Origin of the sequence: Streptomyces sp. NBC_01463 (assembly GCA_036227345.1) — a bacterium.
In the GTDB taxonomy this organism is placed as follows: domain Bacteria; phylum Actinomycetota; class Actinomycetes; order Streptomycetales; family Streptomycetaceae; genus Streptomyces.
In genome coordinates this window covers 6,640,534-6,662,668 of the sequence record CP109468.1, presented here as the reverse complement: position 1 = coordinate 6,662,668, position 22,135 = coordinate 6,640,534, and the positions used below count along the sequence as shown (strand labels likewise).

The 22,135-nt window shown below is 71.6% G+C and carries 21 protein-coding genes; 7 read left to right on the top strand and 14 right to left on the bottom strand.

Annotated features, from left to right (window positions below):
• The first annotated feature begins 152 nt into the window (after positions 1-152).
• Positions 153-929 (top strand): alpha/beta hydrolase, encoded by a 777-nt coding sequence (locus OG521_29380; GenBank protein WUW24654.1) that lies wholly within the window; start codon positions 153-155, stop codon positions 927-929.
• Between the two features lie 73 nt (positions 930-1,002).
• Here the strand turns inward: OG521_29380 and OG521_29375 are convergent, their stop codons facing one another.
• The 9 genes from OG521_29375 to hisD form a co-directional block, all read right to left on the bottom strand.
• Positions 1,003-1,887, bottom strand: coding sequence for an alpha/beta hydrolase (locus OG521_29375; GenBank protein ID WUW26842.1), 885 nt, complete (start codon positions 1,885-1,887; stop codon positions 1,003-1,005).
• 227 nt (positions 1,888-2,114) lie between these two features.
• Positions 2,115-2,870 carry an imidazole glycerol phosphate synthase subunit HisF gene (gene hisF / locus OG521_29370; GenBank protein WUW24653.1) on the bottom strand — a complete coding sequence of 252 codons (756 nt, stop codon included), beginning with the start codon at positions 2,868-2,870 and terminating at the stop codon, positions 2,115-2,117.
• Positions 2,867-3,265: a RidA family protein gene (locus OG521_29365; protein WUW24652.1), complete on the bottom strand. Its 399-nt coding sequence runs from the start codon at positions 3,263-3,265 to the stop codon at positions 2,867-2,869. The genes hisF and OG521_29365 overlap by 4 nt, the downstream gene beginning before the upstream one ends.
• On the bottom strand, positions 3,262-3,987 hold the full coding sequence (gene priA, locus OG521_29360) for a bifunctional 1-(5-phosphoribosyl)-5-((5-phosphoribosylamino)methylideneamino)imidazole-4-carboxamide isomerase/phosphoribosylanthranilate isomerase PriA (protein WUW24651.1): 726 nt from the start codon (positions 3,985-3,987) through the stop codon (positions 3,262-3,264). Before priA ends, OG521_29365 begins: the two co-directional genes overlap by 4 nt.
• The gene (gene hisH / locus OG521_29355; GenBank protein WUW24650.1) at positions 3,987-4,628 is read right to left on the bottom strand and encodes an imidazole glycerol phosphate synthase subunit HisH; all 642 of its coding nucleotides are present in this window, start codon (positions 4,626-4,628) and stop codon (positions 3,987-3,989) included. The genes priA and hisH overlap by 1 nt, the downstream gene beginning before the upstream one ends.
• 10 nt (positions 4,629-4,638) lie before the next feature.
• Complete coding sequence (locus tag OG521_29350; GenBank protein WUW24649.1) at positions 4,639-4,806, bottom strand: hypothetical protein; 168 nt, start codon at positions 4,804-4,806, stop codon at positions 4,639-4,641.
• Complete coding sequence (gene hisB / locus OG521_29345) at positions 4,803-5,405, bottom strand: imidazoleglycerol-phosphate dehydratase HisB (protein ID WUW24648.1); 603 nt, start codon at positions 5,403-5,405, stop codon at positions 4,803-4,805. Before hisB ends, OG521_29350 begins: the two co-directional genes overlap by 4 nt.
• On the bottom strand, positions 5,402-6,535 hold the full coding sequence (locus OG521_29340) for a histidinol-phosphate transaminase (GenBank protein ID WUW24647.1): 1,134 nt from the start codon (positions 6,533-6,535) through the stop codon (positions 5,402-5,404). The genes hisB and OG521_29340 overlap by 4 nt, the downstream gene beginning before the upstream one ends.
• Positions 6,532-7,854 (bottom strand): histidinol dehydrogenase, encoded by a 1,323-nt coding sequence (gene hisD / locus OG521_29335; protein WUW24646.1) that lies wholly within the window; start codon positions 7,852-7,854, stop codon positions 6,532-6,534. Before hisD ends, OG521_29340 begins: the two co-directional genes overlap by 4 nt.
• 146 nt (positions 7,855-8,000) lie before the next feature.
• Between hisD and OG521_29330 the strand changes: the two genes are divergently transcribed.
• The 4 genes from OG521_29330 (at position 8,001) to ybaK (ending at position 12,174) form a co-directional block, all read left to right on the top strand.
• Entirely contained in the window at positions 8,001-9,602 is a 1,602-nt protein-coding gene (locus OG521_29330; GenBank protein WUW24645.1) for an oxidoreductase, read from the top strand.
• Between the two features lie 259 nt (positions 9,603-9,861).
• Positions 9,862-10,899: a hypothetical protein gene (locus OG521_29325; protein WUW24644.1), complete on the top strand. Its 1,038-nt coding sequence runs from the start codon at positions 9,862-9,864 to the stop codon at positions 10,897-10,899.
• Positions 10,900-10,904: 5 nt separating this feature from the next.
• Positions 10,905-11,648, top strand: coding sequence for an LON peptidase substrate-binding domain-containing protein (locus OG521_29320; protein WUW24643.1), 744 nt, complete (start codon positions 10,905-10,907; stop codon positions 11,646-11,648).
• A 22-nt stretch (positions 11,649-11,670) separates the two neighbouring features.
• On the top strand, positions 11,671-12,174 hold the full coding sequence (gene ybaK / locus OG521_29315; GenBank protein WUW24642.1) for a Cys-tRNA(Pro) deacylase: 504 nt from the start codon (positions 11,671-11,673) through the stop codon (positions 12,172-12,174).
• A gap of 147 nt (positions 12,175-12,321) precedes the next feature.
• On the opposite strand, the gene OG521_29310 is transcribed toward ybaK, so the two are convergent.
• The 4 genes from OG521_29310 to OG521_29295 all read right to left on the bottom strand — a co-directional run bounded on the left by OG521_29310 (position 12,322) and on the right by OG521_29295 (position 16,547).
• Positions 12,322-13,047: an ABC transporter permease gene (locus tag OG521_29310; protein WUW24641.1), complete on the bottom strand. Its 726-nt coding sequence runs from the start codon at positions 13,045-13,047 to the stop codon at positions 12,322-12,324.
• 34 nt (positions 13,048-13,081) lie between these two features.
• A complete protein-coding gene (locus OG521_29305; protein WUW26841.1) occupies positions 13,082-13,840 on the bottom strand; it encodes an ABC transporter permease in 759 nt (252 codons plus the stop codon).
• Between the two features lie 229 nt (positions 13,841-14,069).
• The gene (locus OG521_29300; GenBank protein WUW26840.1) at positions 14,070-15,044 is read right to left on the bottom strand and encodes an ABC transporter ATP-binding protein; all 975 of its coding nucleotides are present in this window, start codon (positions 15,042-15,044) and stop codon (positions 14,070-14,072) included.
• A 153-nt stretch (positions 15,045-15,197) separates the two neighbouring features.
• Positions 15,198-16,547 carry an NYN domain-containing protein gene (locus tag OG521_29295; protein ID WUW26839.1) on the bottom strand — a complete coding sequence of 450 codons (1,350 nt, stop codon included), beginning with the start codon at positions 16,545-16,547 and terminating at the stop codon, positions 15,198-15,200.
• A 251-nt stretch (positions 16,548-16,798) separates the two neighbouring features.
• On the opposite strand from OG521_29295, the gene OG521_29290 reads away from it, so the two are divergent.
• Positions 16,799-16,978 carry a hypothetical protein gene (locus OG521_29290; GenBank protein ID WUW24640.1) on the top strand — a complete coding sequence of 60 codons (180 nt, stop codon included), beginning with the start codon at positions 16,799-16,801 and terminating at the stop codon, positions 16,976-16,978.
• A gap of 92 nt (positions 16,979-17,070) precedes the next feature.
• Here OG521_29290 and dnaE read toward each other — a convergent pair whose 3' ends face one another.
• Positions 17,071-20,607 (bottom strand): DNA polymerase III subunit alpha, encoded by a 3,537-nt coding sequence (gene dnaE / locus OG521_29285; GenBank protein ID WUW24639.1) that lies wholly within the window; start codon positions 20,605-20,607, stop codon positions 17,071-17,073.
• 179 nt (positions 20,608-20,786) lie between these two features.
• Here dnaE and OG521_29280 point away from each other — a divergent pair, with 179 nt between their 5' ends.
• Complete coding sequence (locus OG521_29280; protein WUW24638.1) at positions 20,787-22,112, top strand: DUF2252 domain-containing protein; 1,326 nt, start codon at positions 20,787-20,789, stop codon at positions 22,110-22,112.
• Positions 22,113-22,135 lie beyond the last annotated feature (23 nt).

Genomic DNA, 22,135 nt, shown 5'->3' with positions numbered 1-22,135 from the left:
TTACTTCCGCGTAAACAACGTCGGAAGGTGTGCGTCCGCCCGCGCCCCGCCCCGGGCCCGTTGCGGGGCGCCGTCCCAAGGCGGGCGGGACTTGGCTGTGCACCGGCACAGTGCGGACCCGGTTGCGGGGGCGCCGCCCGTAGCGTCGTGCCATGACAGATGAATTCCGTACGGACGACGGTCTGACGCTGCGTTACTGGTCTTGGTCCCGGGGTCCCGGGTCCGGTCTGCCCCCGGTGATCCTGCTGCACGGTTTCGCCGCCGATGCCCGGCTGAACTGGGAGGGTCCGGGTGTGGTGGAGGCGCTGGTGTCGCGGGGCCGTCAGGTCATCGCGCCCGACGCCCGGGGCCACGGCGCCTCGGACAAGCCGCATGACGACGCGCTGTACGGCGAGGCGCTGATGGCCCGGGACGTCCGGCGGCTGATCGACCGCACGGGCGCCGGTGAGGTCCATCTGGCGGGTTACTCGATGGGCGCGGTCGTGGCGCTGCTCGCGGCGGCCGCCGACGAGCGGATCACCCGGCTGGTGGTCGGCGGGATCGGCGCGGGTGCGGTGGAGGTCGGCGGGCTGGACACCCGGGTCATGCCGCCGGAGCTGGTGGCGGCGGCGCTGACGGCCGATGACGCGGCCGACGCCCCCGAACGCACGCGGGCCTTCCGGGTCCTGGCCGACACGACGGGTGCCGACCGGCCGGCCCTGGCCGCGCAGATCCGCTCGGTGCACCGGGGCCCGCTGCCGCTGGACCGCATCCGGATACCGGTGCTGGTGCTCGCCGGTGCGGCCGATCCGCTGGCCGTACGGCCCGCAGTGCTGGCCGACGCCATCCCCGGGGCGCGGCTGGAGGTGCTGCCCGGCGACCATCTGACAGTCGTCCGGGACCCCGGATTCGCCGCCTCCGTCGCCGGGTTCCTCACCGAGGACGACTGAACGTCCCGGGGCGGGCCCCATGCCGAAGGGCCGGACCGCTGTGCGCGGTCCGGCCCTCATCGGGCGTCAGGGACTAGGAGGTGTGCGGGCAGTTGCCCCGCGACTCGGCGACCGTCAGGCTCACCGCCGGCAGCGGGCACAGGAACTGCTCGTAGCGGGTGTCGTTGTCGATGAAGCGCTTCAGCCACGAAATGCTGTACTTCGCGATCGTGGTGTTGGAGGAGTTCGGGGTGAAGTGCGTGGCCCCGCGCAGTTCCACGTACGCCTTGTCCAGGGTGCTCGGCAGCGACTGGTAGAAGGGCTCCGAGTGCGTGGCGACGGGGGCGATGGTGTCGCCGTCCGCGCCGAAGATCAGGGTGGGGGTGCGGACCTCGGGCCAGGTGGTGTCGAGGTTCCAGCCGGTCAGCGGGATCGCCGCCTTCAGCGAGGTACGGCTCTTCGCGGCCTCCAGGGTGCCGCCGCCGCCCATGGAGTGGCCCATGACACCGAGCCGGGAGGTGTCGATCCGGGTCCGCACCGAACTGGTCTTCGTCAGGTAGTCCAGCGCGGCCAGGAGCTGACGGCCGCGGCTGTCGGGCTGGTCCAGCGTGGTGTTGGTGTCGATGGTGAAGACGACGAAGCCCTGCGAGGCGAGCCGCGGTCCGAGCCAGGCGATGCTGGACTGGTAGGCGGTGAAGCCGGGCGAGATGGCGACCGCGCCGAAGGTGCCGTCCGTCGTGGACGTCGGGTAGTAGATGGTGCCGCCGCCGAAGCCGCTGACGCTCAGCGAGGAGACGCTGGTCTGCGAGACCGCGTACGAGCCGCGGCTCGCCTCGATGCTCGTGTTGCTGGGGGCCGGGCCGCGCTCGTAGGGGTTGTCGGCGGCCTGGGCGCCGGGGATCAGCGCGGTGCACAGGCCCGCGGTGGCGACGGCTGCGGCCAGCAGGCCCTTGACGACGCGGGAGCGGCTCTTGGACATCCGGTGGCGCGGGGAGATGTCGCCGGAGGGGAGGTGCTGCACGAGGGGGGATCCTCTCGGTCGTGGCGGGAGCCACGCCGGGCAGGGGCCGAGCCCCCGTCACCTGACACCGGGGTCGCTCGGGGTGCACCGCGTGGAACCGCCGTTGTTCTCTGGCGGTCGCCACTCTGGCGGTGCACCCCGGCGGCGCACATCGGCAACTTCACCGGTCCTCCGCCCGCGCGTCCTCAGCGGACCGGGTGACCGGCCTCCCGCAGAGCGCCCTTGACCTCGGAGATCCGCAGATCGCCGAAGTGGAAGACGGACGCGGCGAGGACCGCGTCGGCCCCGGCGTCGATGGCCGGGGCGAAGTCCGCGAGCCGGCCCGCGCCGCCGGAGGCGATGACGGGCACGCTCACGTGCTTGCGGACGGCGGCGATCATCTCGGTGTCGTAGCCGTCCTTGGTGCCGTCGGCGTCCATCGAGTTGAGCAGGATCTCGCCCGCGCCGAGTTCGGCTGCCCGGTGCGCCCATTCGACGGCGTCGATGCCGGTGCCCTTGCGGCCGCCGTGCGTGGTGACCTCGAAGGTGCCCGCCGGGGTGCGGCGGGCGTCCACGGACAGGACGAGCACCTGGCGGCCGAAGCGTTCGGCGATCTCCCGGATCAGCTCCGGCCGGGCGATGGCCGCGGTGTTGACGCCGACCTTGTCGGCGCCGGCCCGCAGCAGCTTGTCGACGTCGTCGGGGGTGCGGACACCGCCGCCGACGGTGAGCGGGATGAAGACCTGCTCGGCGGTGCGGCGCACCACGTCGTAGGTCGTCTCCCGGTCGCCGCTGGACGCGGTGATGTCGAGGAAGGTCAGCTCGTCGGCGCCCTCGGCGTCGTACAGCTTCGCCATCTCGACGGGGTCACCGGCGTCGCGCAGGTTCTGGAAGTTGACGCCCTTGACGACCCGGCCCTTGTCGACGTCGAGGCAGGGGATGACACGGACCGCGAGCGTCATCGCGCACCTGCCCGGTAGGCCTCGACCTCGACCTCGACGACCAGGCTCGGGTCGACGAGACCGGACACGATGAGCATGGAGGACGCGGGACGCACCGCGTCGAACAGCTCCTTGTGGGCGCGGCCGACCTCGTCGGTGTCCCGGGCGTGCGTGACGTACATCCGGGTACGGACGACGTCCTCGCGGCCGAGGCCGAGCTCCTTCAGCGCCTCGAAGGCGACCTGGAAGGAGGTGACGGTCTGCTCGTAGGGACCGCCGGCCGAGATCGCGCCGCCCACCACCGACGTGCAGCCGGCCACCAGCACCAGCCCGTTCGGCAGTTCGACGGCGCGGGAGTAACCGAACTTCTCCTCCCAGGGGGCGCCGGAGGAGATCCGGCGTACGGAGTCCGTCATACGGAGACCGCCTCCAGGGCCTCTTCGAGCGTGAACGCCTTCGCGTACAGCGCCTTGCCGACGATCGCGCCCTCGACGCCCGCCGGGACGAGCGAGGAGATGGCCCGCAGGTCGTCGAGCGAGGAGACGCCGCCGGAGGCGACGACGGGCTTGTCGGTGGCGGCGCAGACGTTCTTCAGGAGCTCCAGGTTGGGGCCCTGGAGCGTGCCGTCCTTGGCGATGTCGGTGACGACGTAGCGGGCGCAGCCCTCGGAGTCGAGGCGGGCGAGCGTCTCGTAGAGGTCGCCGCCGTCGCGGGTCCAGCCGCGGCCGCGCAGCGTGGTGCCGCGGACGTCGAGGCCGACCGCGATCTTGTCGCCGTGCTCGGCGATGACCTTGGCGACCCACTCCGGGGTCTCCAGGGCGGCGGTGCCGAGGTTGACGCGGCGGCAGCCGGTGGCGAGGGCGGCGGCGAGCGAGGCGTCGTCGCGGATGCCGCCGGAGAGCTCGACCTTGATGTCCATGGCGCCGGCGACCTCGGCGATGAGGGCGCGGTTGTCACCGGTGCCGAAGGCGGCGTCCAGGTCGACGAGGTGCAGCCACTCGGCGCCGGAGCGCTGCCAGGCGAGTGCGGCCTCCAGCGGGGAGCCGTAGGAGGTCTCGGAGCCGGACTCCCCGTGCACCAGGCGGACCGCCTGGCCGTCGCGGACGTCTACGGCGGGAAGCAGTTCAAGCTTCGGCATTACAGCGTCTCGATCCAGTTGGTCAGCAGCTGGGCGCCGGCATCGCCGGACTTCTCGGGGTGGAACTGGGTGGCCCACAGCGCGCCGTTCTCCACGGCCGCCACGAACCGTTCGCCGTGCGTGGCCCAAGTGACCTTGGGGGCGCGGATCTTGGCGTTGGTGACTTCGAGGGACCAGTCGTGCGCCGCGTAGGAGTGCACGAAGTAGTACCGGGCCTCGGGGTCGAGTCCGGCGAACAGCCGGGAGTCCCCGGGGGACTCGACGGTGTTCCAGCCCATGTGCGGGACGACGTCGGCCTTGAGCGGGCCGACCGTGCCGGGCCACTCGTCGAGCCCCTCGGTCTCCACGCCGTGCTCGATGCCGCGCTCGAAGAGGATCTGCATACCGACGCAGATGCCCATGACGGGGCGGCCGCCGGAGAGCCTGCGGCCGATGATCCATTCGCCGCGGGCCTTCCTCAGGCCCTCCATGCAGGCGGAGAACGCTCCGACGCCGGGCACCAGCAGCCCGTCGGCGTTCATCGCCGTGTCGAAGTCGCGGGTGATCTCGACGTCGGCGCCGACATGGGCGAGGGCGCGTTCGGCGGACCGCACGTTGCCGAAGCCGTAGTCGAAGACGACGACCTTCTTCTTGGTGTCCACGTTCCGCCCCTCAGTCCCAGAGTCCCTGGATCCGCATGACGCCCGCCACCAGGCACATCACGGACGCGATCGAGAGCAGCACGATGACGCCCTTGGGCATCCCCTGCTTCGAGAAGGAGTAGACCCCGCCGGCCAGGAAGAGACCGACCAGGATCAGGACGGTGTTGAGGCCGGTCACAGCGCGCCCTTCGTGGAGGGGAGGATGCCGGCCGCGCGCGGGTCGTGCTCGCTGGCGTAGCGCAGGGCCCGGGCGAGCGCCTTGAACTGGCACTCCACGATGTGGTGCGCGTTGCGCCCGTACGGGACGTGGACGTGCAGGGCGATCTGTGCCTGGGCGACGAAGGACTCCAGGATGTGCCGGGTCATCGTCGTGTCGTACTCGCCGATCATCGGCGCCATGTTCTCGGGCTCGGTGTGCACGAGGTAGGGGCGGCCGGAGAGGTCGACGGTGACCTGGGCGAGCGACTCGTCCAGCGGGACGGTGCAGTTGCCGAAGCGGTAGATGCCGACCTTGTCGCCGAGGGCCTGCTTGAAGGCGGCGCCGAGCGCGAGGGCGGTGTCCTCGATGGTGTGGTGCGAGTCGATGTGCAGGTCGCCGTCGGTCTTGACCGTGAGGTCGAACAGTCCGTGGCGGCCCAGCTGGTCGAGCATGTGGTCGTAGAACCCGACCCCGGTCGCGACATCGACCTTGCCGCTGCCGTCGAGGTTGATCTCGACGAGCACGGAGGTTTCTTTGGTGGTCCGCTCCACTCTTCCTACGCGGGCCTCGCGAGTCATGCGTCGTGCTCCTTCTTCAGTTCGCGTACCGCATCGAGGAACGCGTCGTTCTCTGCCGGGGTCCCCGCGGAGACCCGCAGCCGTCCCGGTACGCCGTTGTCCCGGACCAGGACGCCCCGGTCGAGGATGTACTGCCAGGCGGTGTGGCTGTCGGCGAAGCGGCCGAACTGGACGAAGTTGGCGTCCGAGTCGGTGACGTCGAAGCCGAGAGCGCGCAGCTCGGTGACGATCCGGTCGCGCTCGCCCTTGAGCTGCGCGACGTACCCGAGGAGCGTATCGGTGTGCTCCAGGGCGGCGAGCGCGGTGGCCTGGGTGACCGAGGACAGGTGGTACGGCAGCCGCACCAGCTGGACGGCGTCGACGACGGCCGGGTCCGCGGCGAGGTAGCCGAGCCGCAGCCCGGCGGCGCCGAACGCCTTGGACATGGTGCGGGAGAGCACCAGGTGCGGGCGGCCCTCGATCAGCGGGAGCAGCGAGGCGTGGTGGCTGAACTCGCCGTACGCCTCGTCGACCACGACCATCGACGGGCCCGCGGCCTGCGCGGCGTCGTACAGCGCGAGGACGGTCCCGGCGTCCACGGCGGTGCCGGTGGGGTTGTTGGGCGAGGTGATGAAGACGACGTCGGGGCGCTCCTGCGCGATGACCGCGCGGGCCGCGTCGACGTCGATGGTGAAGTCCTCGTTGCGCGGTCCGGAGATCCAGCCGGTGCCGGTGCCGCGGGCGATGAGGGCGTGCATCGAGTACGAGGGCTCGAAGCCGATGGCGGTACGGCCCGGCCCGCCGAAGGTCTGCAGCAGTTGCTGGAGCACCTCGTTGGAGCCGTTGGCCGCCCACACGTTGGCGCGGCCGACCTCGTGCCCGGCGGTGCGGGTGAGGTAGCGGGCGAGCTCGGTGCGGAGCTCGACGGCGTCCCGGTCGGGGTAGCGGTTGAGGTCGCGGGCGGCCTCGCGGACCCGTTCGGCGATCCGGTCGACCAGCGCCTCGGGGAGCGGGTAGGGGTTCTCGTTGGTGTTCAGCCGGACCGGTACGTCGAGCTGGGGGGCGCCGTACGGCGACTGGCCGCGCAGTTCGTCGCGGACGGGGAGGTCGTCGATGCGGGTGTTCCCGCGAGGGGTGTCGCTGTTCGTCACTGCTGCGGAACCTTCCACCCGAACCTGGCCTTGAGAGCGGCGCCGTGGGCGGGGAGGTCCTCCGCCTCGGCGAGGGTCACCACGTGGTGGGTGACCTCGGCGAGCGCGTCGCGCGTGTAGTCGACGATGTGGATGCCGCGCAGGAAGGACTGCACGGACAGGCCCGAGGAGTGGCAGGCGCAGCCGCCGGTGGGCAGGACGTGGTTGGAGCCGGCGCAGTAGTCGCCGAGGGAGACGGGCGACCAGGGGCCGACGAAGATCGCGCCGGCGTTACGGACCCGGCCGGCGACGGCCGCGGCGTCGGCGGTCTGGATCTCCAGGTGCTCGGCGGCGTACGCGTCGACGACCTTGAGGCCGTCCTCCAGGTCGTTGACCAGGACGATCGCGGACTGCCGGCCGGCCAGCGCGGGTTCGATCCGGTCGGTGACGTGCTTGGTCGCGGCGACCTGCGGCTTCAGCTCGGCCTCGGTGGCGGCGGCGAGCTCCTCGGAGTCGGTGACCAGCACCGCGGCGGCCATCGGGTCGTGCTCGGCCTGGCTGATCAGGTCGGCGGCGACGTGCACCGGGTCGGCGGTGCCGTCGGCGAGGATGGCGATCTCGGTGGGGCCGGCCTCGGCGTCGATGCCGATGCGGCCCTTCAGGAGACGCTTGGCGGCGGCGACGTAGATGTTGCCGGGGCCGGTGACGAGGTTCACCGGCAGGCAGTCCTCGGTGCCGTACGCGAACATCGCGACGGCCTGGGAGCCGCCGGCCGCGTACACCTCGTCGACACCGAGCAGCGCGCAGGCGGCCAGGATCGTCGGGTGCGGCAGTCCGCCGAACTCCTTCTGCGGCGGGGACGCGACGGCGATGCCCTCGACCCCCGCCTCCTGCGCCGGGACCACGTTCATCACGACGGACGACGGGTAGACCGAGCGCCCGCCCGGCACGTACAGCCCGACGCGCTCGACCGGCAGCCACTTCTCGGTGACGGTGCCGCCGGGGACGACCTGGGTGGTGTGCGTGGTGCGGCGCTGCTCGCGGTGGACGAGCCGGGCGCGGCGGATCGACTCCTCGAGGGCGGCGCGCACGGCGGGGTCGAGCGTCGTCAGGGCATCGGTGATCGCGCCGGCCGGGACCCGGACCGAGTCCAGCCGCACCCCGTCGAGCCTCTCCCCCCAGTCGATCACTGCCGCTGAGCCACGATGGCGTACGTCCTCGCAGATGGGCCGCACCGTCTCCAGGGCGGCTTCCACGTCGAACTCGGCACGGGGCAGCAGGTCGCGCAGGGCGCCGCCCTCGGGGAGGGCATCGCCGCGCAGATCGATTCGAGAGATCACACCGCAATTCTCGCAGACCGCCTCCGGCGCCCGGACGCCCGTATCACTGGCTGATACATGTCCCCGGTGTCACGGCTGACTATCAGCGTTCACACCGTCACTCAGAGGGAATAAAGGGATTACGGCTCCGAGCGGAAGGAGCGTCGGTGACCGAACCGCACGACGGGGAATTTCCGGACGGCCTCAGCCCGGCAGAGCTGGGCATGTGGCAGTCCTTCCGGACAGGCACCACCTACGACCTGCGCGCCCTCGACGGGGCGCGCGACGACCCCTTCGCCCCGTACGCCTGGGGCCCGGAACGCAGCGTCGAGGCCCGGGTGATGGCCCGGCTGCTGCTGAGCGGCCCGCCGCCCCGGCCCGGCCGGGTGGCCGCGCTGAAGCTCCGGGGGCTGCGGATCACGGGGAAGCTGGATCTCGCCGGCGGGCGCGTCGATCCGTACGTGGAGCTGACCGGCTGCCGCTTCGACGAGGAGGTGCTGCTGCCCGAGTGCCATTTCACGACGTTGCGGATGGTGGGGTGCGCGGTGCCGCGGCTGGAGGCGGCGCGGCTGCGCACCGAGGGCGATCTGCATCTGCCGCGGTGCCGGATCGAACGCGGGGTCCGGCTCACGGACGCCCAGATCGGCACGGACCTGCTGATCAACCAGATCGACCTCGGCTCCGACCGGCAGGGCCGGGCGCTCCTCGGTGACGGGCTCACGGTCGCCCAGGACCTCCAGGCCGAGATGATCGAGACGCTCGGCGAGCTGAGCCTGCGCGGGGCGAAGGTCGGCGGTTCGCTGAGCCTGCGCGGCAGCCGGCTCCGGGGGACACAGGGACGCCGCGCGCTGAACGCCCCGCAGCTGAGCGTGGAGCGGACGCTGTACATGAGCGAGGCGTGGGTCAGCGTCGACACCGGGAACCAGGGCACCACTCCCCCGTACGGCATCGTCAACTCCCCGACCCCGGCCCGCGGCACCCGCGCGCAGGTCTTCCGGTGCCGGGGCGGGGTGCGGCTGGACGACGGGCGGTTCGGCGACGCGGTGGACCTGCACAAGGCGGTCTTCGTGCTGGCCGGCCACGAGGAGCTGTCGCTGCGCCGGATAGTCGCCCCGGAACTGCGCTTCAATCCGGAACGCCCGGCACAGGGCCGGGTGGTGCTCAACGGCGCGAAGATCGTCACCCTGATCGACGTCTCGACCAGCTGGCCGGGCCCGGGCGGTCTGGCGATGGGCGGGTTCGTGTACGAGAACCTCGTCCCGTACGGGCACTTCCCGCTCTCCCGCCGGCTGGAGTGGGTGGCCGCGGCGACCCCCGAGTACGTGCCGGAGCCGTACGAACGGCTCGCCGCCGTGCTCCGCAGCAGCGGGGAGGACGCGGACGCCCGTGAGGTGCTGCTCGCCAAGCAGCGGCGGCGCCGCGAGACGCTGCCGCCCGCGGCGAAGCTCTGGGGCTTCCTCCAGGACTGGACGGTGGCGTACGGCTACCGGCCGGGTCGGGCCGCGGTGTGGATGGCGGTGCTGTGGGCGGCGGGTGCGGTGGGGTTCTCGCGGTACGAGCCGGCGTCGATCACGGGCACCGAGCATCCCGAGTGGAATCCGGCGCTGTACGCGCTGGATCTGCTGGTGCCGGTGATCAATCTCGGCCAGGACGGCTACTGGCGGCTGGAGGGCGGCTGGCAGTGGGCCGCGGCCGCCCTGGTCCTGCTGGGATGGATACTGGCCACCACCGTCGCGGCCGGCGCCTCACGGATGCTGCGGCGCGGCTGATCCCGGGCGGCCCGCCGACCGGCGGGTCATCCGGACCACGCCCCCTGACGCCCACGGGCCGGACGGCGCCGGACGAACCCCACGGGCACCGGTACCGAACACCCGTCACACCGCCGCACCTCTACCCCGGGAGCGACAGGAACAGGCCAGATTCCACGATTTCCTTTACTCTCTCTTGACCGTCTCCAGCGCAACCCATCCACTCGGCACCAAAGCTTCACAGCGCCCCTCTGGCGCCACCCCGGACCAGCGCTTTTCAATGGTCTGCACCATGCCTTTCCTCCGCGCTCTGCTACGTACGGCGCGCATGATCCGGCACACCCCGGAGCTGTCCTACGGGTTGCCCGCCGATCATGCGGTGATGCTCGACGCCCCCGACGAGCGGCTCTCGCCCGCGCTGGTGGCCGCGGCCCTCGGGGAGTACGAACCGGCCGCCAAGCTGTTGGCCACCACCCGGGACGCCGCCGAGTGGGAGAGCCGGGACCGCTATCTGAACCGGCTCGTCGCCTTCGCCCGCAACCGGGACGGCTGGCTGCGCAACTGGCTGGCCGCCGCCCCGCACGATCCCGACGCCACCCTCGTCAAGGCCCAGCTCGCCGTCGAACGGGCCTGGGAGTCGCCCGCCCGGGCCGAGCAGCTGCGCGCGGTCGGGCCGATGATCACGGCGGCGGCGGAGGGCGATCCGCGCGATCCGGTGCCCTGGCGCCTCGCGCTGGACCACGCCCGCGGCACGCATGCCACGCACACCACGTTCGAGACGCTGTGGGAACAGGCCCTGCAACGCTCCACGCACCACTACGGCTGCCATGTGGCGGCCCTCCAGTACCTCTCCGCCGCCTGGTACGGCTCGCACCGCGAGTGCTTCGACTTCGCCGAGCAGGCCGCCGAGGACTCGCTGCCCAGCTCCCTGGTGCAGGCGCTGCCGCTGCGGGCCGCGTTCGCGGTGCTGACCGCGGGGCCGGGGACCCGGAGCACCTCGGTGCAGGAGGAGCGCATCGACCGCGCGGCGGATCTGGCCGTCTCGCTGTCCGCCGCCTTCGCCCCGGGCGATCCGTGGCCGGCCGAGGTGCGCAATCTGCTCGCGTACGTGCTGGTGGCGCGGGGCCGCTGGGACGAGGCGCTGGAACAGTTCCGGCAGATCGGACCCCATGCGGCGTCCTTCCCGTGGGCGTCGGTGTCCGACGATCCGCTCGGCAGATTCCTCGACGCGCGGGACGGAGCACGGCTCCGGGTGGCCGCCGGGACGCCGCTCGGCCACCGGGCCGACCGAGGACGGCCCCACGGCCATTACGCTTGACCGTTGTGACCACCGCTCGCCTGCCTCTGTTCCCGCTGAACGCGGTGCTGTTTCCCGGCCTCGTGCTGCCGCTGAACGTCTTCGAGGAGCGTTATCGCGCCATGATGCGCGAGCTGCTGAAGACCGATGAGGACGAGCCGCGCCGCTTCGCCGTGGTCGCCGTCCGCGACGGCCGGGAGACCGCGCCGACCGCCGCGGGCATGCCGGACGCGGTGACCACCCCGGTCGAGCGCGGCCCGGCGGACGGCTTCGGCCCCGACCCCCTCCAGACGTTCCACCGGGTGGGCTGCGTCGCCGACGCGGCGAAGATCCGGGAGCGTTCGGACGGCAGCTTCGAGGTCCTGGCGACCGGCACCACCCGCGTCAAGCTCCTCTCCGTCGACTCGAGCGGCCCGTACCTCACGGCCGAGCTCGAAGAGCTGGAGGAGGAGCCGGGCGAGGAGGCGGGCGCACTCGCCGAGGGCGTCCTGCGGGCCTTCCGCAGCTACCAGAAGCGGCTGGCGAGCGCGAGCGAGCGCTCCCTGACGACGGGGGCGGACCTGCCCGACGACCCGTCGGTCGTCTCCTACCTGGTCGCCGCCGCCGCGGTCCTGGACATCCCGGCCAAGCAGCGCCTGCTCCAGGCCCCGGACACCGCGACCCGGCTCCGCGAGGAGCTGACGATCCTGCGTGCCGAGACCGCCGTCATCCGTCATCTCCCGTCGCTGCCCGCGGTGGAGCTGACCCGCGCCCCGACCCACCCCAACTGAGCGACCGGAGGGCCGCCGCGCCGTGGCGAAGAAGACGAAGAAGCAGTCCCAGACGGGAGGCACGCCCGCGACGGTCGCACTGACGGCGGCGGGCACCGCCTTCACCGTGCACGCGTACGAGCACGACCCGGCGTCGGCCTCCTACGGCGAGGAGGCGGCCGAGGCCCTGGGCGTCTCCCCCGACCGGGTGTTCAAGACCCTGGTCGCCGACGTGGACGGCCACCTGACGGTCGCCGTCGTCCCGGTCGCGGGCTCCCTGGACCTCAAGGCCCTGGCCGCGGCGGCCGGCGGCAAGCGGGCCACGATGGCGGACCCGGCGGCGGCGGAGCGCACCACGGGCTACGTCCGGGGCGGCATCTCCCCCCTGGGCCAGCGCAAGCGCCTCCCCACGGTCCTGGACGCGTCGGCGCGGTCCCACCCCACCATCTGCGTATCGGCGGGCCGCCGCGGCCTGGAGGTGGAACTGTCCCCCACGGACCTGGCCGCCCTGACGGACGCAACCTTCGCCCCGATCGGCCGCGCGTAGCCGTTCACGGCGGCACCGTTCCGTTGAGGACCGGTGGATCAGGAGCCGGACCAGCCCGAAAACCCGGCCCGTCCGGCGATTGAGGACCGGGGCCCGGGTCGGAGCCCCGGTTACGGGTAGGGGACGAGCCCCGCGCAGCGGCCCCGCTCACGCCCCCGTCGGCGGAGCGGGCGGCCCCGACTCGGGCGAGGACGACGGCGACGGCGCGGGCGCGTCCCCGGACGGCGCGGCCACAGGCGCGTGGTACACCCCCCACTCCGGCTCCGGATCCCGTGGCCCGAACATCGCCGTCAACCCCAGATGCACGGCCATCGCCGCCAGCGAGAACGCCAGCAGCGCCCCCTTCGCATGCAGTTCGAGCGGTGCGTCGAAGATCACGCCCTTGCCCACCTCACGCGCGTGGGCGACCACGTCGTCGGTCGGCCCCAGCCGGGTGCCCAGCTGCCACGCCAGGACCGAGCCGAGCACACCGCCCACCGCGAGCCCGGCGACGATCGCGATGCCGCCCCGCCGGTTGAACCAGAAGACCAGCGCAGCGGACACCGCGCCGAAGGCCAGCGCGAGGAGCACGAACGTACCGTCGGCACCGATCGCCTCCTCGCCCTCGCTGTCGCTGAGGAAGACGGCCGTGTCGTCGGAGACCAGCGGCACCCTCGGTGCCAGCCACAGCCAGAGCAGTCCGAGCGCCACACCGGCGACCGTCACGGCGACAGCGATCAGCGCCGCCCTGCGCAGTTCCGTGCGGAGTTCCCGCTCCTGCGGCGACTGCAGCAGGACTCCGGGGTGCGAACCCGTGGGGCTGCCGCCCTTCGGCGGCTTCTGCCACGGCTCGTGGGGCGAGGGCTGGTGCGGCGGCGTCAGAGGTGCTGTCACCGTGCCATCGTGCCAGGCGTCCCTGTGGCGCGCCTCACCGGACCGCTGCCCTGCGGTACGCCCAGGTCGCCACGGCCAGCGAGAGGACGCCCACGCCGGCGCAGACGGCGAGGTCGAGGGCGACGACGGCCCAGTCGGGGTGGGCGTCGAAGGACCGGGAGAGCGCCTCCACGCCGTACGTGGACGGCAGCAGGTCACGGGCCCAGCCGATCGGCTCCGGCAGCCGGGCCGCCGGGAGCACGCCCAGCAGCAGCGCCGCGGACATGCCGAGCTGCCCCAGGAGGGTCGCGAGCTCCTGCCGCGGCGCGAGCAGCCCGAGAGCGGCGCCGAGTCCGGAGAGGGCCGCCCCGGAGAGCGGGATCACCGCGACGAGCACCCACAGATGGGTCATCGGCAGCCCGAACAGCACACTGCCCGTCACGGCCGTGACGATCGTGCCGGGCACCGTGAAGGAGGCGTACGCCCCGGCCGCCCCGAGCACGACCGCGGCGGGCGGCACCGGCAGGGTGGCGTAGTGGTCGAGCCCGCCGCCCGCCCGCAGCTGCCCGAAGTACTGGGCGAGCAGGTTCAGCGCGACGAAGGCGACGACCAGGACGGTGGACCCGGCGACGACGGCCCGCGCCTCGGAACCCCCGTCCACGACCCCGCGCATCAGGACCATGATCCCGATGGACTGGAAGGTCGCCACGAAGAGCAGCGGGATGCGGGCGACCCTGGCCCGGGACAGCTGGGCGCGGTAGACCGCGGCGAGCGAGGGGAACAGCCGGGCCCGCGGCGCGAGGGGCGCGGCCACCGGGCCGCCCTGCCCGTCGCGGACGTCACCGGCCGGGCCGGACGGCCCACGGGACACGGTTGTCCCGGCGGGCCCGGCCTGCCCGGACACCGCTTCCGCAGGAACGATGCTCGTCACCTGGCGCTGCTCCTGTTCGGTCCCTGTCCGGCCGTGCACCCGCACCGGTCCGTCTCGGCCGCGTCGGCCCCCGCACTGATCCCGCTCATGACACTCATGACACTCATGACGCTCATGCCTTCACCAGCCCCTTGGTCGCGTCCCCGCCGAGCGCCAGGTAGACATCCTCCAGGCTGGGCGTCGCCAGGGTGAAGTCGTCGAGCGCGGCGAAGGCCGCGCCGCCGGTCACCGCGGCGACCGCGGCCCGTGCCTCGTCCGGCCCGAGCCGCAGCACCCAGCGGCGCCCGGACTCCTGCGCGGACGCCCGCAGCGCGGCCACCTCGGGGACGTCCAGCGGCGCCCGCTCGCGCCACACCAGCTCCACCCGGACCTCGCCCGCGACCCGCTCCTTGAGCCCGGACGGGGTGTCGCAGGCGATGACCCTGCCGCGTTCGATCACGGCGACCCGGTCGAGGACGGTCTCGGCCTCGATGACGTTGTGGGTGACCAGCAGCACCGTCGCGCCGCGCTCGGCGCGCCTGCGGTCGACGGCCGCCCAGACGGCGCGCCGGGCGACGGGATCCATCCCGGTCGTCGGCTCGTCGAGGATGAGCACCGGCCGCTCCCCGACCAGCGCGGCCGCGACACAGGCGAGCCGTCGCTGCCCGCCGGAGAGCTTCTTCAGCGGACGGCCGGCGATCTCGCCGAGGCCGAGTTCGTCGAGTACGGCGTCGCGTTCGGCGCGGGCCTCGCGTACCGGCAGGCCGCGCAGCCGCCCGGTGGTCTCGGCGGCGAGGGAGACGGTGAGCTCGTCGAGCGCGGTCGACTCCTGGCCGAGGTAGCCGATCAGCCGGGAGGCCCGCTCGGGGTGGCGCACGAGGTCGTGGCCCAGCATGTCGACGCTGCCGGAGTCGGGCCGCATCAGCCCGGTGAGCTGGCGCACGAGGGTGGATTTCCCGGCGCCGTTGGGGCCGAGCAGTCCGAAGATCTCACCGCGCCGGACGTCCAGGCTGATGCCGTCGGTGGCGCGTACCTCGGGAGTCGCGGGCGTGCCGCGCCGGCCCCGGGCCGCGGGGTAGGTCTTGACCAGATCACGCACCGCGCACACAGTGCCGTTCGCCGCCTGCGCCTGTGCTGTGCCCGTACTCACGAGGTACGAGGGTACGGGGTCCGGGCACCCGCATTACGCCCGGGGCCGCACCGATCGGACATCAACGCGGCAATCGCGGGCCGGGTTGAGCCCCCGGGTCCCGATGCGGCCTCAGTCCCCGGACGCCGCCGCTTTCTCCTGCTTCCCGGTGCCGGGCTTCTCCGCGGCGGGCCGTTCGGCGGCGCCCGGCGGGGTGTGCTCCGCCGCCGCCCGTACGTCGATCTCGCGCCAGAATCCCGCCCGGATCGCGTAGCGGTCGTGCTCGTCGATCTGGTCGTCCTTGTGGGCGAGCAGGCCGAATCGGGCGGCGTAGCGCAGAAGTTCGCCGTCGATGCGGTGCGGGATGCGGGGGTACATGGTGGACAGCTTCTGCAGGTGGACGGTCTCCGGCAGCCGCTCCATCCAGCGCCGGGCGAAGACCTGCCCCACCTCGAAGGGGTCGCCGCCGACCGTGGTGATGTCCTCCTCCCGGTCCGCCCAGCGCTGTTCGGCGCTGGTGAGCTGGGCGAGCGTCGGCAGGGACGCGGTCTCCGGAGGCTCGCCGAGGGGGCCGCCGCGCTCCACCCAGCCCCGGTCGGACGACCAGCGCAGGGTCGCACCCGCGGCGGGCGGCGCGGCGGGGTGGGCGGGGTGCTGGGCGGCCGGCTGGGCGCCGGGGCCGCGCAGCGTGCCCGCGAGGTCCTTCGGGGTCGGGACACCCCTGCCGCCGTGGCCGTTCGCGGCGTGTCCGGTGGCCTCGTCGGGCGGGGCGGACGTGCCGTTGCGGACGGCCTCGGCCTGCGCCTGGGCCTCCGAGGCCCGCTCGGCGGAGGCCGCGAGGGCCGCCTCGGGCAGCGGTGCGGAGAGGATCGCGGCGATCTCGGGGTTGCGCGGGGCGGGCGGCGGCGCGCACGGGCCGCCGGTCTCCTTGGCCTGTACCGCCCGGGTGATCCAGGCCCGGTCCAGCACCCGCCGCTCGTCGGCCTCGGCGACCAGGTCCTCGGACTGGTTGTAGTCGCCGTCGGCGGCCTGGACGGCCCAGAGGTGGACGGCGACGCCGTGTTCCTTGGCGGACATCAGGCCGGGCAGCAGATCGCCGTCGCCGGTCACCAGGACGACGTCCGAGCAGGCCCGGTTCCTGGCGAGCTCGGTGAGCTCGGCGTGCATCGCCGCGTCGACACCCTTCTGCGCCCAGCGCCCGTCACTGCGGGTGAGGGCTCCCAGCCGTACCGTCACCCGCGGCATGACGCGCAGCCGGCGGTGCTCGGGCTGCGGTACGCGGTCGGGGGCGCCGTCGAACCAGTAGATCCGCAGCAGGGGCTGTTCCGTATCGGCCTCGGCGCGCTCGCGCAGTCCCTGGATCAGGGCCGCGTGGTCGACGGTGATGCGGGAACGGGCGGGCTCTCCGGCCAGCAGGCTCGCGGCTGCGCCCAGCAGGTAGCCGGCGTCCACCAGGACGACGCAACGGTCCACGCGTTCCACCCTCTTCCAGGAATTCGGGAACGGTCCGGCGGGTCCGGTCATGGGTCGACCCGCTTACTCAGGGTTTCCTTCGAGTCTGCCCGACCACGCCGGGGTTAACGGCCGGAACTCGATCATCGGCGTGGCGGATCCGGAAAAGCGCGCATGATACCTCCTCGCTACGCACGGTAATGATCCAACATGCGATGTTTATCCGGTTATGTGAATCTGACAGCGGTCCTGGCCCCGAGAGTCCCCCTAGGAGGAACACCATGGCCAAGAACAAGAACCGCAAGCAGGGCAGCCAGCAGGACCGCGCTTCCGAGTCGGAGCGCGGTGCGCAGGAGGCGCGGTCGACGGCTTTCGAGTCGCAGAACCAGCCCCAGGCGCAGTCCCAGGGCAGCCCTGCCGATGTTGCGCGTAAGCATCAGCGGCGCTTCGGCCACAACTGACCGGACTTCTCCGGTACGGCCACAGGCCGGTAGCCGAGAGGGGCGCACCCGCTTTCGCGGGGCGCCCCTCTCGTGCGTGTGCGGACGGCCGCTCAGCCGGCCAGGCAGGACGGGCCGAGCAGCACCTTCAGGTCTCCGAAGAGCGCCGGGTCGGCCTTCACCCGGTGCCGGTCGAGCCGGAGCACCGTGGTCTTGCGGGGGCCCTGGAGCCTGATCCGTACCTCGGTGTCGCCGCGGTGGCTGCTGAGCACCTCGCCGAGCCGGCTGACCATGGGCGGGGTGATCTTGACCGTGGGGATGGTCAGCACCACGGGGGCGTTGGTGCCCGCGTTCGAGATGTCGGGGACCTGCATCTCCATGGCGACGAGGCGGGGCACGTCCTCGCGCTTGTCGAGGCGTCCCTTGACGAAGACGACGGTGTCCTCGACGAGCTGGGTGGAGACCAGCTGGTAGGTGGCGGGGAAGAACATGCACTCGATCGAGCCGGCCAGGTCCTCGACGGTGGCGATGGCCCAGGCGTTGCCCTGCTTGGTCATCTTGCGCTGGAGGCCGGAGATGATGCCGCCGATGGTGACGATCGCGCCGTCGCTGTGCTCGCCGCCGGTGAGCTGCGAGATCGCCGCGTCGGACTTGTCGCTCAGCACGTGCTCGATGCCGAAGAGCGGGTGGTCGGAGACGTAGAGCCCGAGCATCTCGCGCTCCTGGGCCAGCAGGTAGGACTTCTCCCACTCGATGTCGGAGAACTCCACGTCGAGCCCGAAGCCCGGCTCGTCGCTGTCCTCCTCGCCGCCGCCGAAGAGGTCGAACTGCCCCTCGGCCTCCTTGCGCTTGACCTGCACCACGTTGTCGATCATGGGCTCGTGGTGGGCGACGAGGCCCTTGCGGGTGTGGCCCATCTCGTCGAAGGCACCGGCCTTGATGAGCGATTCCACGGTCCGCTTGTTGCAGACGACCGCCTCGACCTTGTCGAGGAAGTCGGGGAAGGTGCTGTACTTCCCCTTCGCCTTGCGGCACCGGATGATCGAGTCGACGACGTTCTGGCCGACGTTACGGATGGCCGTCAGCCCGAACAGGATGACGTCGTCGCCCTGGGCGGCGAAGTTCGACTCGGACTCGTTGACGTTCGGCGGGAGCACCTTGATGCCCATGCGGCGGCACTCGTTGAGGTAGACCGCGGACTTGTCCTTGTCGTCCTTGACCGAGGTGAGCAGCGCCGCCATGTACTCGGCGGGGTAGTTCGCCTTCAGGTATCCGGTCCAGTAGGTGACCAGGCCGTACGCGGAGGAGTGCGCCTTGTTGAAGGCGTACCCGGCGAACGGGACCAGCACGTCCCACAGCGCCTTGATCGCGGCGTCGGAGAAGCCGTTCTTCTTGGCGCCCGCCTCGAAGAGGACGAAGTTCTTCGCCAGCTCGTCGGCCTTCTTCTTGCCCATCACTCGGCGCAGGATGTCGGCCTCGCCGAGCGAGTACCCGGCGACGATCTGGGCGGCCTTCTGCACCTGCTCCTGGTACACGATCAGGCCGTAGGTGAGGCCGAGGACCTCCTTGAGGGGCTCCTCCAGCTCCGGGTGGATCGGAGTGATCTCCTGGCGGGCGTTCTTGCGCTCGGCGTAGTTCGTGTGCGAGTTCATGCCCATCGGGCCCGGCCGGTACAGGGCCGAGACGGCGGAGATGTCCTCGAAGTTGTCGGGCTGCATCTGGCGCAGCAGGGAGCGCATCGGCCCGCCGTCGAACTGGAACACCCCGAGCGTGTCGCCCCGGCAGAGCAGTTCGTACGTCTTGGGGTCGTCCAGCGGCAGCGACAGCATCTCCAGGTCGATGCCCTTGTTGGCCTTCACCATCTTGATGGCGTCGTCCATGATCGTCAGGTTGCGCAGGCCCAGGAAGTCCATCTTGAGCAGGCCGAGCGACTCGCACTGGGGGTAGTCCCACTGTGTGATCGTCACGCCGTCGGTGTGCCGCACCCAGATCGGCGCGTGGTCGACGATCGGCTCGCTGGACATGATGACGCCTGCGGCGTGCACGCCCATCTGCCGGACCAGGCCCTCGACGCCCTTGGCGGTGTCGATGACCTTCTGGACGTCCGGCTCGTTCTCGTACATCCCCCGGATCTCGCCGGCCTCGCTGTAGCGCGGGTGCTTGGGGTCGGTGATGCCGTTGAGGTCGATGCCCTTGCCGAGGACATCGGCGGGCATGGCCTTGGTGAGCCGGTCACCCATGGCGTAGGGGTAGCCGAGGACGCGGGCGGAGTCCTTGATCGCGTTCTTGGCCTTGATCTTGCCGTAGGTGCCGATCATGGCGACCTTGTCGGCGCCGTACTTCTCGGTCACGTACCGGATCACCTCGACGCGCCTGCGCTCGTCGAAGTCGATGTCGACGTCGGGCATGGAGACGCGCTCGGGGTTGAGGAACCGCTCGAAGATCAGCCCGTGCTCGATCGGGTCGAGGTCGGTGATGCCCATCGCGTACGACACGATCGAACCGGCGGCGGAGCCTCGGCCGGGGCCGACCGCGATGCCGTTGTTCTTGGCCCACATGATGAAGTCGGCGACGACCAGGAAGTACCCCGGGAACCCCATCTGGATGATGATGTCCATCTCGTACTCGACCTGCTTCTGCCGGTCCTCGGGGACCCCGCCGGGGAAGCGGCGGTTCATCCCGACCCGGACCTCCTCCTGGAACCAGGTGATCTCCGTGAAGCCCTCGGGGATGTCGAACTTCGGCATCAGGTCGCGCTTCTCGAACATCCCGGTGGTGTCGATCTGCTGCGCGACCAGCAGGGTGTTGGCGCAGCCCTCCTGCCAGGCGTCCGAGGAGTCGACGGCGTACATCTCGTCCGTCGTCTTGAGGTAGTAGCCGGTGCCGTCGAAGCGGAAGCGGTCCGGGTCGGAGAGGTTCTTGCCGGTCTGGATGCAGAGCAGCGCGTCGTGGGCGGTCGCCTCGCTGGCGTAGGTGTAGTGCGAGTCGTTCGTCACGAGCGGCGGGATGTCCAGCTTCTTGCCGATTTCGAGGAGCCCGTCACGGACCCGGCGCTCGATCTCGATGCCGTGGTCCATCAGCTCCAGGAAGTACTTGCCCTCGCCGAAGATGTCCTTGTAGTCGGAGGCCGCCTGGACGGCCTCGTCGAACTGTCCGAGCCGCAGCCTGGTCTGCACCTCTCCGGAGGGGCAGCCGGTGGACGCGATCAGGCCCTCGGACCACTGGGAGATGGTCTCCTTGTCCATGCGCGGCCACTTCTGCAGCCAGCCCTCGGCGTAGGCGTCGGAGGACAGCTTGAAGAGGTTGTGCAGCCCCTTGGCGTTCGACGCCCAGATCGTCTTGTGGGTGTAACCGCCCGAACCGGAGACGTCGTCGCGCTTCTGGTGCGGCTGGCCCCACTGGATCTTCCGCTTGTGCTTGCGCGACTCCGGGGCGACGTACGCCTCGATCCCGATGATGGGCGTCACATTGGCCTTGGCGGCCGAGTGGAAGAAGTCGTACGCGCCGTGCAGGTTGCCGTGGTCGGTCATCGCGATATGGGACATGCCCATCTCGTTGCACGCCTCGAACATGTCCTTGAGCCGCGCGGCACCGTCCAGCAGCGAGTACTGGGTGTGGACGTGAAGGTGCGTGAAAGGCGGCTTGGTCACGGCGCTGTGCCTCCGGGGAACTGCGGATGTCGGCTGGGGGGACAGCGTGGAAGTCTACGTCTCCCGGGTCACGAGTGACGGGCACTCCGCGATACGGTCGCGCGTTGGAAGAGCGGGGACACCCGTCCCTTTTGTCATGTACGTCGTCATGCAGGCCAGGTACCAGGAGGCACCCAGAGATGTCGGACACGCAGACCGGCGCAGCGCAGCGCGGGGAGCAGATCCTCGAGGTCTTCGACACCGCTTTCGGTGAGCTGCTGGCCGCCGATCCGGCTGCCTTCCGGGTGAAGTTCCGGAAGATGGCGGGCTCGTCCTTCGCCTTCTACCGGGGCACGGCCTGCCTGTTCTACAACGACCTGGAGCGGGAGCGGCACGGCGGCCCGTATCTCGACGAGCGCACCGGCCGGGTGTGGATCCACGGCGATCTGCACGCGGAGAACTTCGGCACGTACATGGACGCCAACGGCCGGCTGGTCTTCAACGTGAACGACTTCGACGAGGCCTATGTGGGCCCGTTCACCTGGGACCTCAAGCGGTTCGCCGCCTCGGTCGCCCTGATCGGGTACGCGAAGGCGCTGGGTGACGACCAGATCACCGAGCTCGTCCGGATCTTCGCGGCGGCCTACCGCGAGCGGATCCACGCCCTGGCGACGGGCGCGAAGAACGACGAGGTGCCGCCCTTCACGCTGGACACCGCCGACGGCCCGCTGCTGGGCGCGCTGCGGGCCGCCCGCTCGATGACCCGGTTCTCGCTGCTGGACTCGATGACCGTGATCCGTGACTTCGAGCGCCGCTTCGCGGACGGCGGCGGCGCGATCGACCTGGACGCGGCGACGCGCTACAAGGTCCTGGCCGCGTTCGACGGCTATCTGGAGACGCTGCCGGAGTCGAGCCTGACCCGCCCCGACTCCTACCGGGTCAAGGACGTCGTCGGCCGGCGCGGGATCGGCATCGGATCGGCCGGGCTGCCCTCGTACAACATCCTTCTGGAGGGCAACAGCGACGCCCTGGAGAACGATGTGGTGATCTACCTCAAGCAGGCGCAGACCCCGGCGGTCTCCCGGCACATCACGGACGCCGCCGTGCGCGACTACTTCCAGCACGAGGGCCACCGCACGGTGATCTCGCAGCGGGCGCTGCAGGCGCACGCCGACCCGTGGCTCGGCTGGACCGAGCTGGACGGCGCCGGCCAGCTGGTCGCCGAGGTGTCGCCGTACGCGGTGGATCTGGACTGGTCCGACATCGACGAGCCCGAGGAGATCGCGGCGGTCGTCGCCGACCTCGGCCGGGCGACGGCGACGATGCACTCGGCGGCGGACGACGAGAGCGGCCACTCGCTGGTGCCGTTCTCCACCGAGCGGGCGATCGACGCGGCGATCGCGGCGGACGAGGAGGGCTTCGCGGACCTGCTGGTGGACTTCGCCCACAGTTACGGGGCCCGGGCGAGGGCGGACCACCAGATCTTCGTGGACCTCTTCCGCAACGGCCGGATCCCTGGGCTGTAAGCCTTCCCACAGACGAAGCGGCC

Coding starts and splice junctions, on each gene's coding strand:
- OG521_29380 (WUW24654.1), top strand. CDS start 153: ATGACAGATGAATTCCGTACGGACGACGGTCTGACGCTGCGTTACTGG.
- OG521_29375 (WUW26842.1), bottom strand. CDS start 1,887: ATGTCCAAGAGCCGCTCCCGCGTCGTCAAGGGCCTGCTGGCCGCAGCC.
- hisF (WUW24653.1), bottom strand. CDS start 2,870: ATGACGCTCGCGGTCCGTGTCATCCCCTGCCTCGACGTCGACAAGGGC.
- OG521_29365 (WUW24652.1), bottom strand. CDS start 3,265: ATGACGGACTCCGTACGCCGGATCTCCTCCGGCGCCCCCTGGGAGGAG.
- priA (WUW24651.1), bottom strand. CDS start 3,987: ATGCCGAAGCTTGAACTGCTTCCCGCCGTAGACGTCCGCGACGGCCAG.
- hisB (WUW24648.1), bottom strand. CDS start 5,405: ATGACTCGCGAGGCCCGCGTAGGAAGAGTGGAGCGGACCACCAAAGAA.
- OG521_29325 (WUW24644.1), top strand. CDS start 9,862: ATGGTCTGCACCATGCCTTTCCTCCGCGCTCTGCTACGTACGGCGCGC.
- OG521_29290 (WUW24640.1), top strand. CDS start 16,799: ATGGCCAAGAACAAGAACCGCAAGCAGGGCAGCCAGCAGGACCGCGCT.
- OG521_29280 (WUW24638.1), top strand. CDS start 20,787: ATGTCGGACACGCAGACCGGCGCAGCGCAGCGCGGGGAGCAGATCCTC.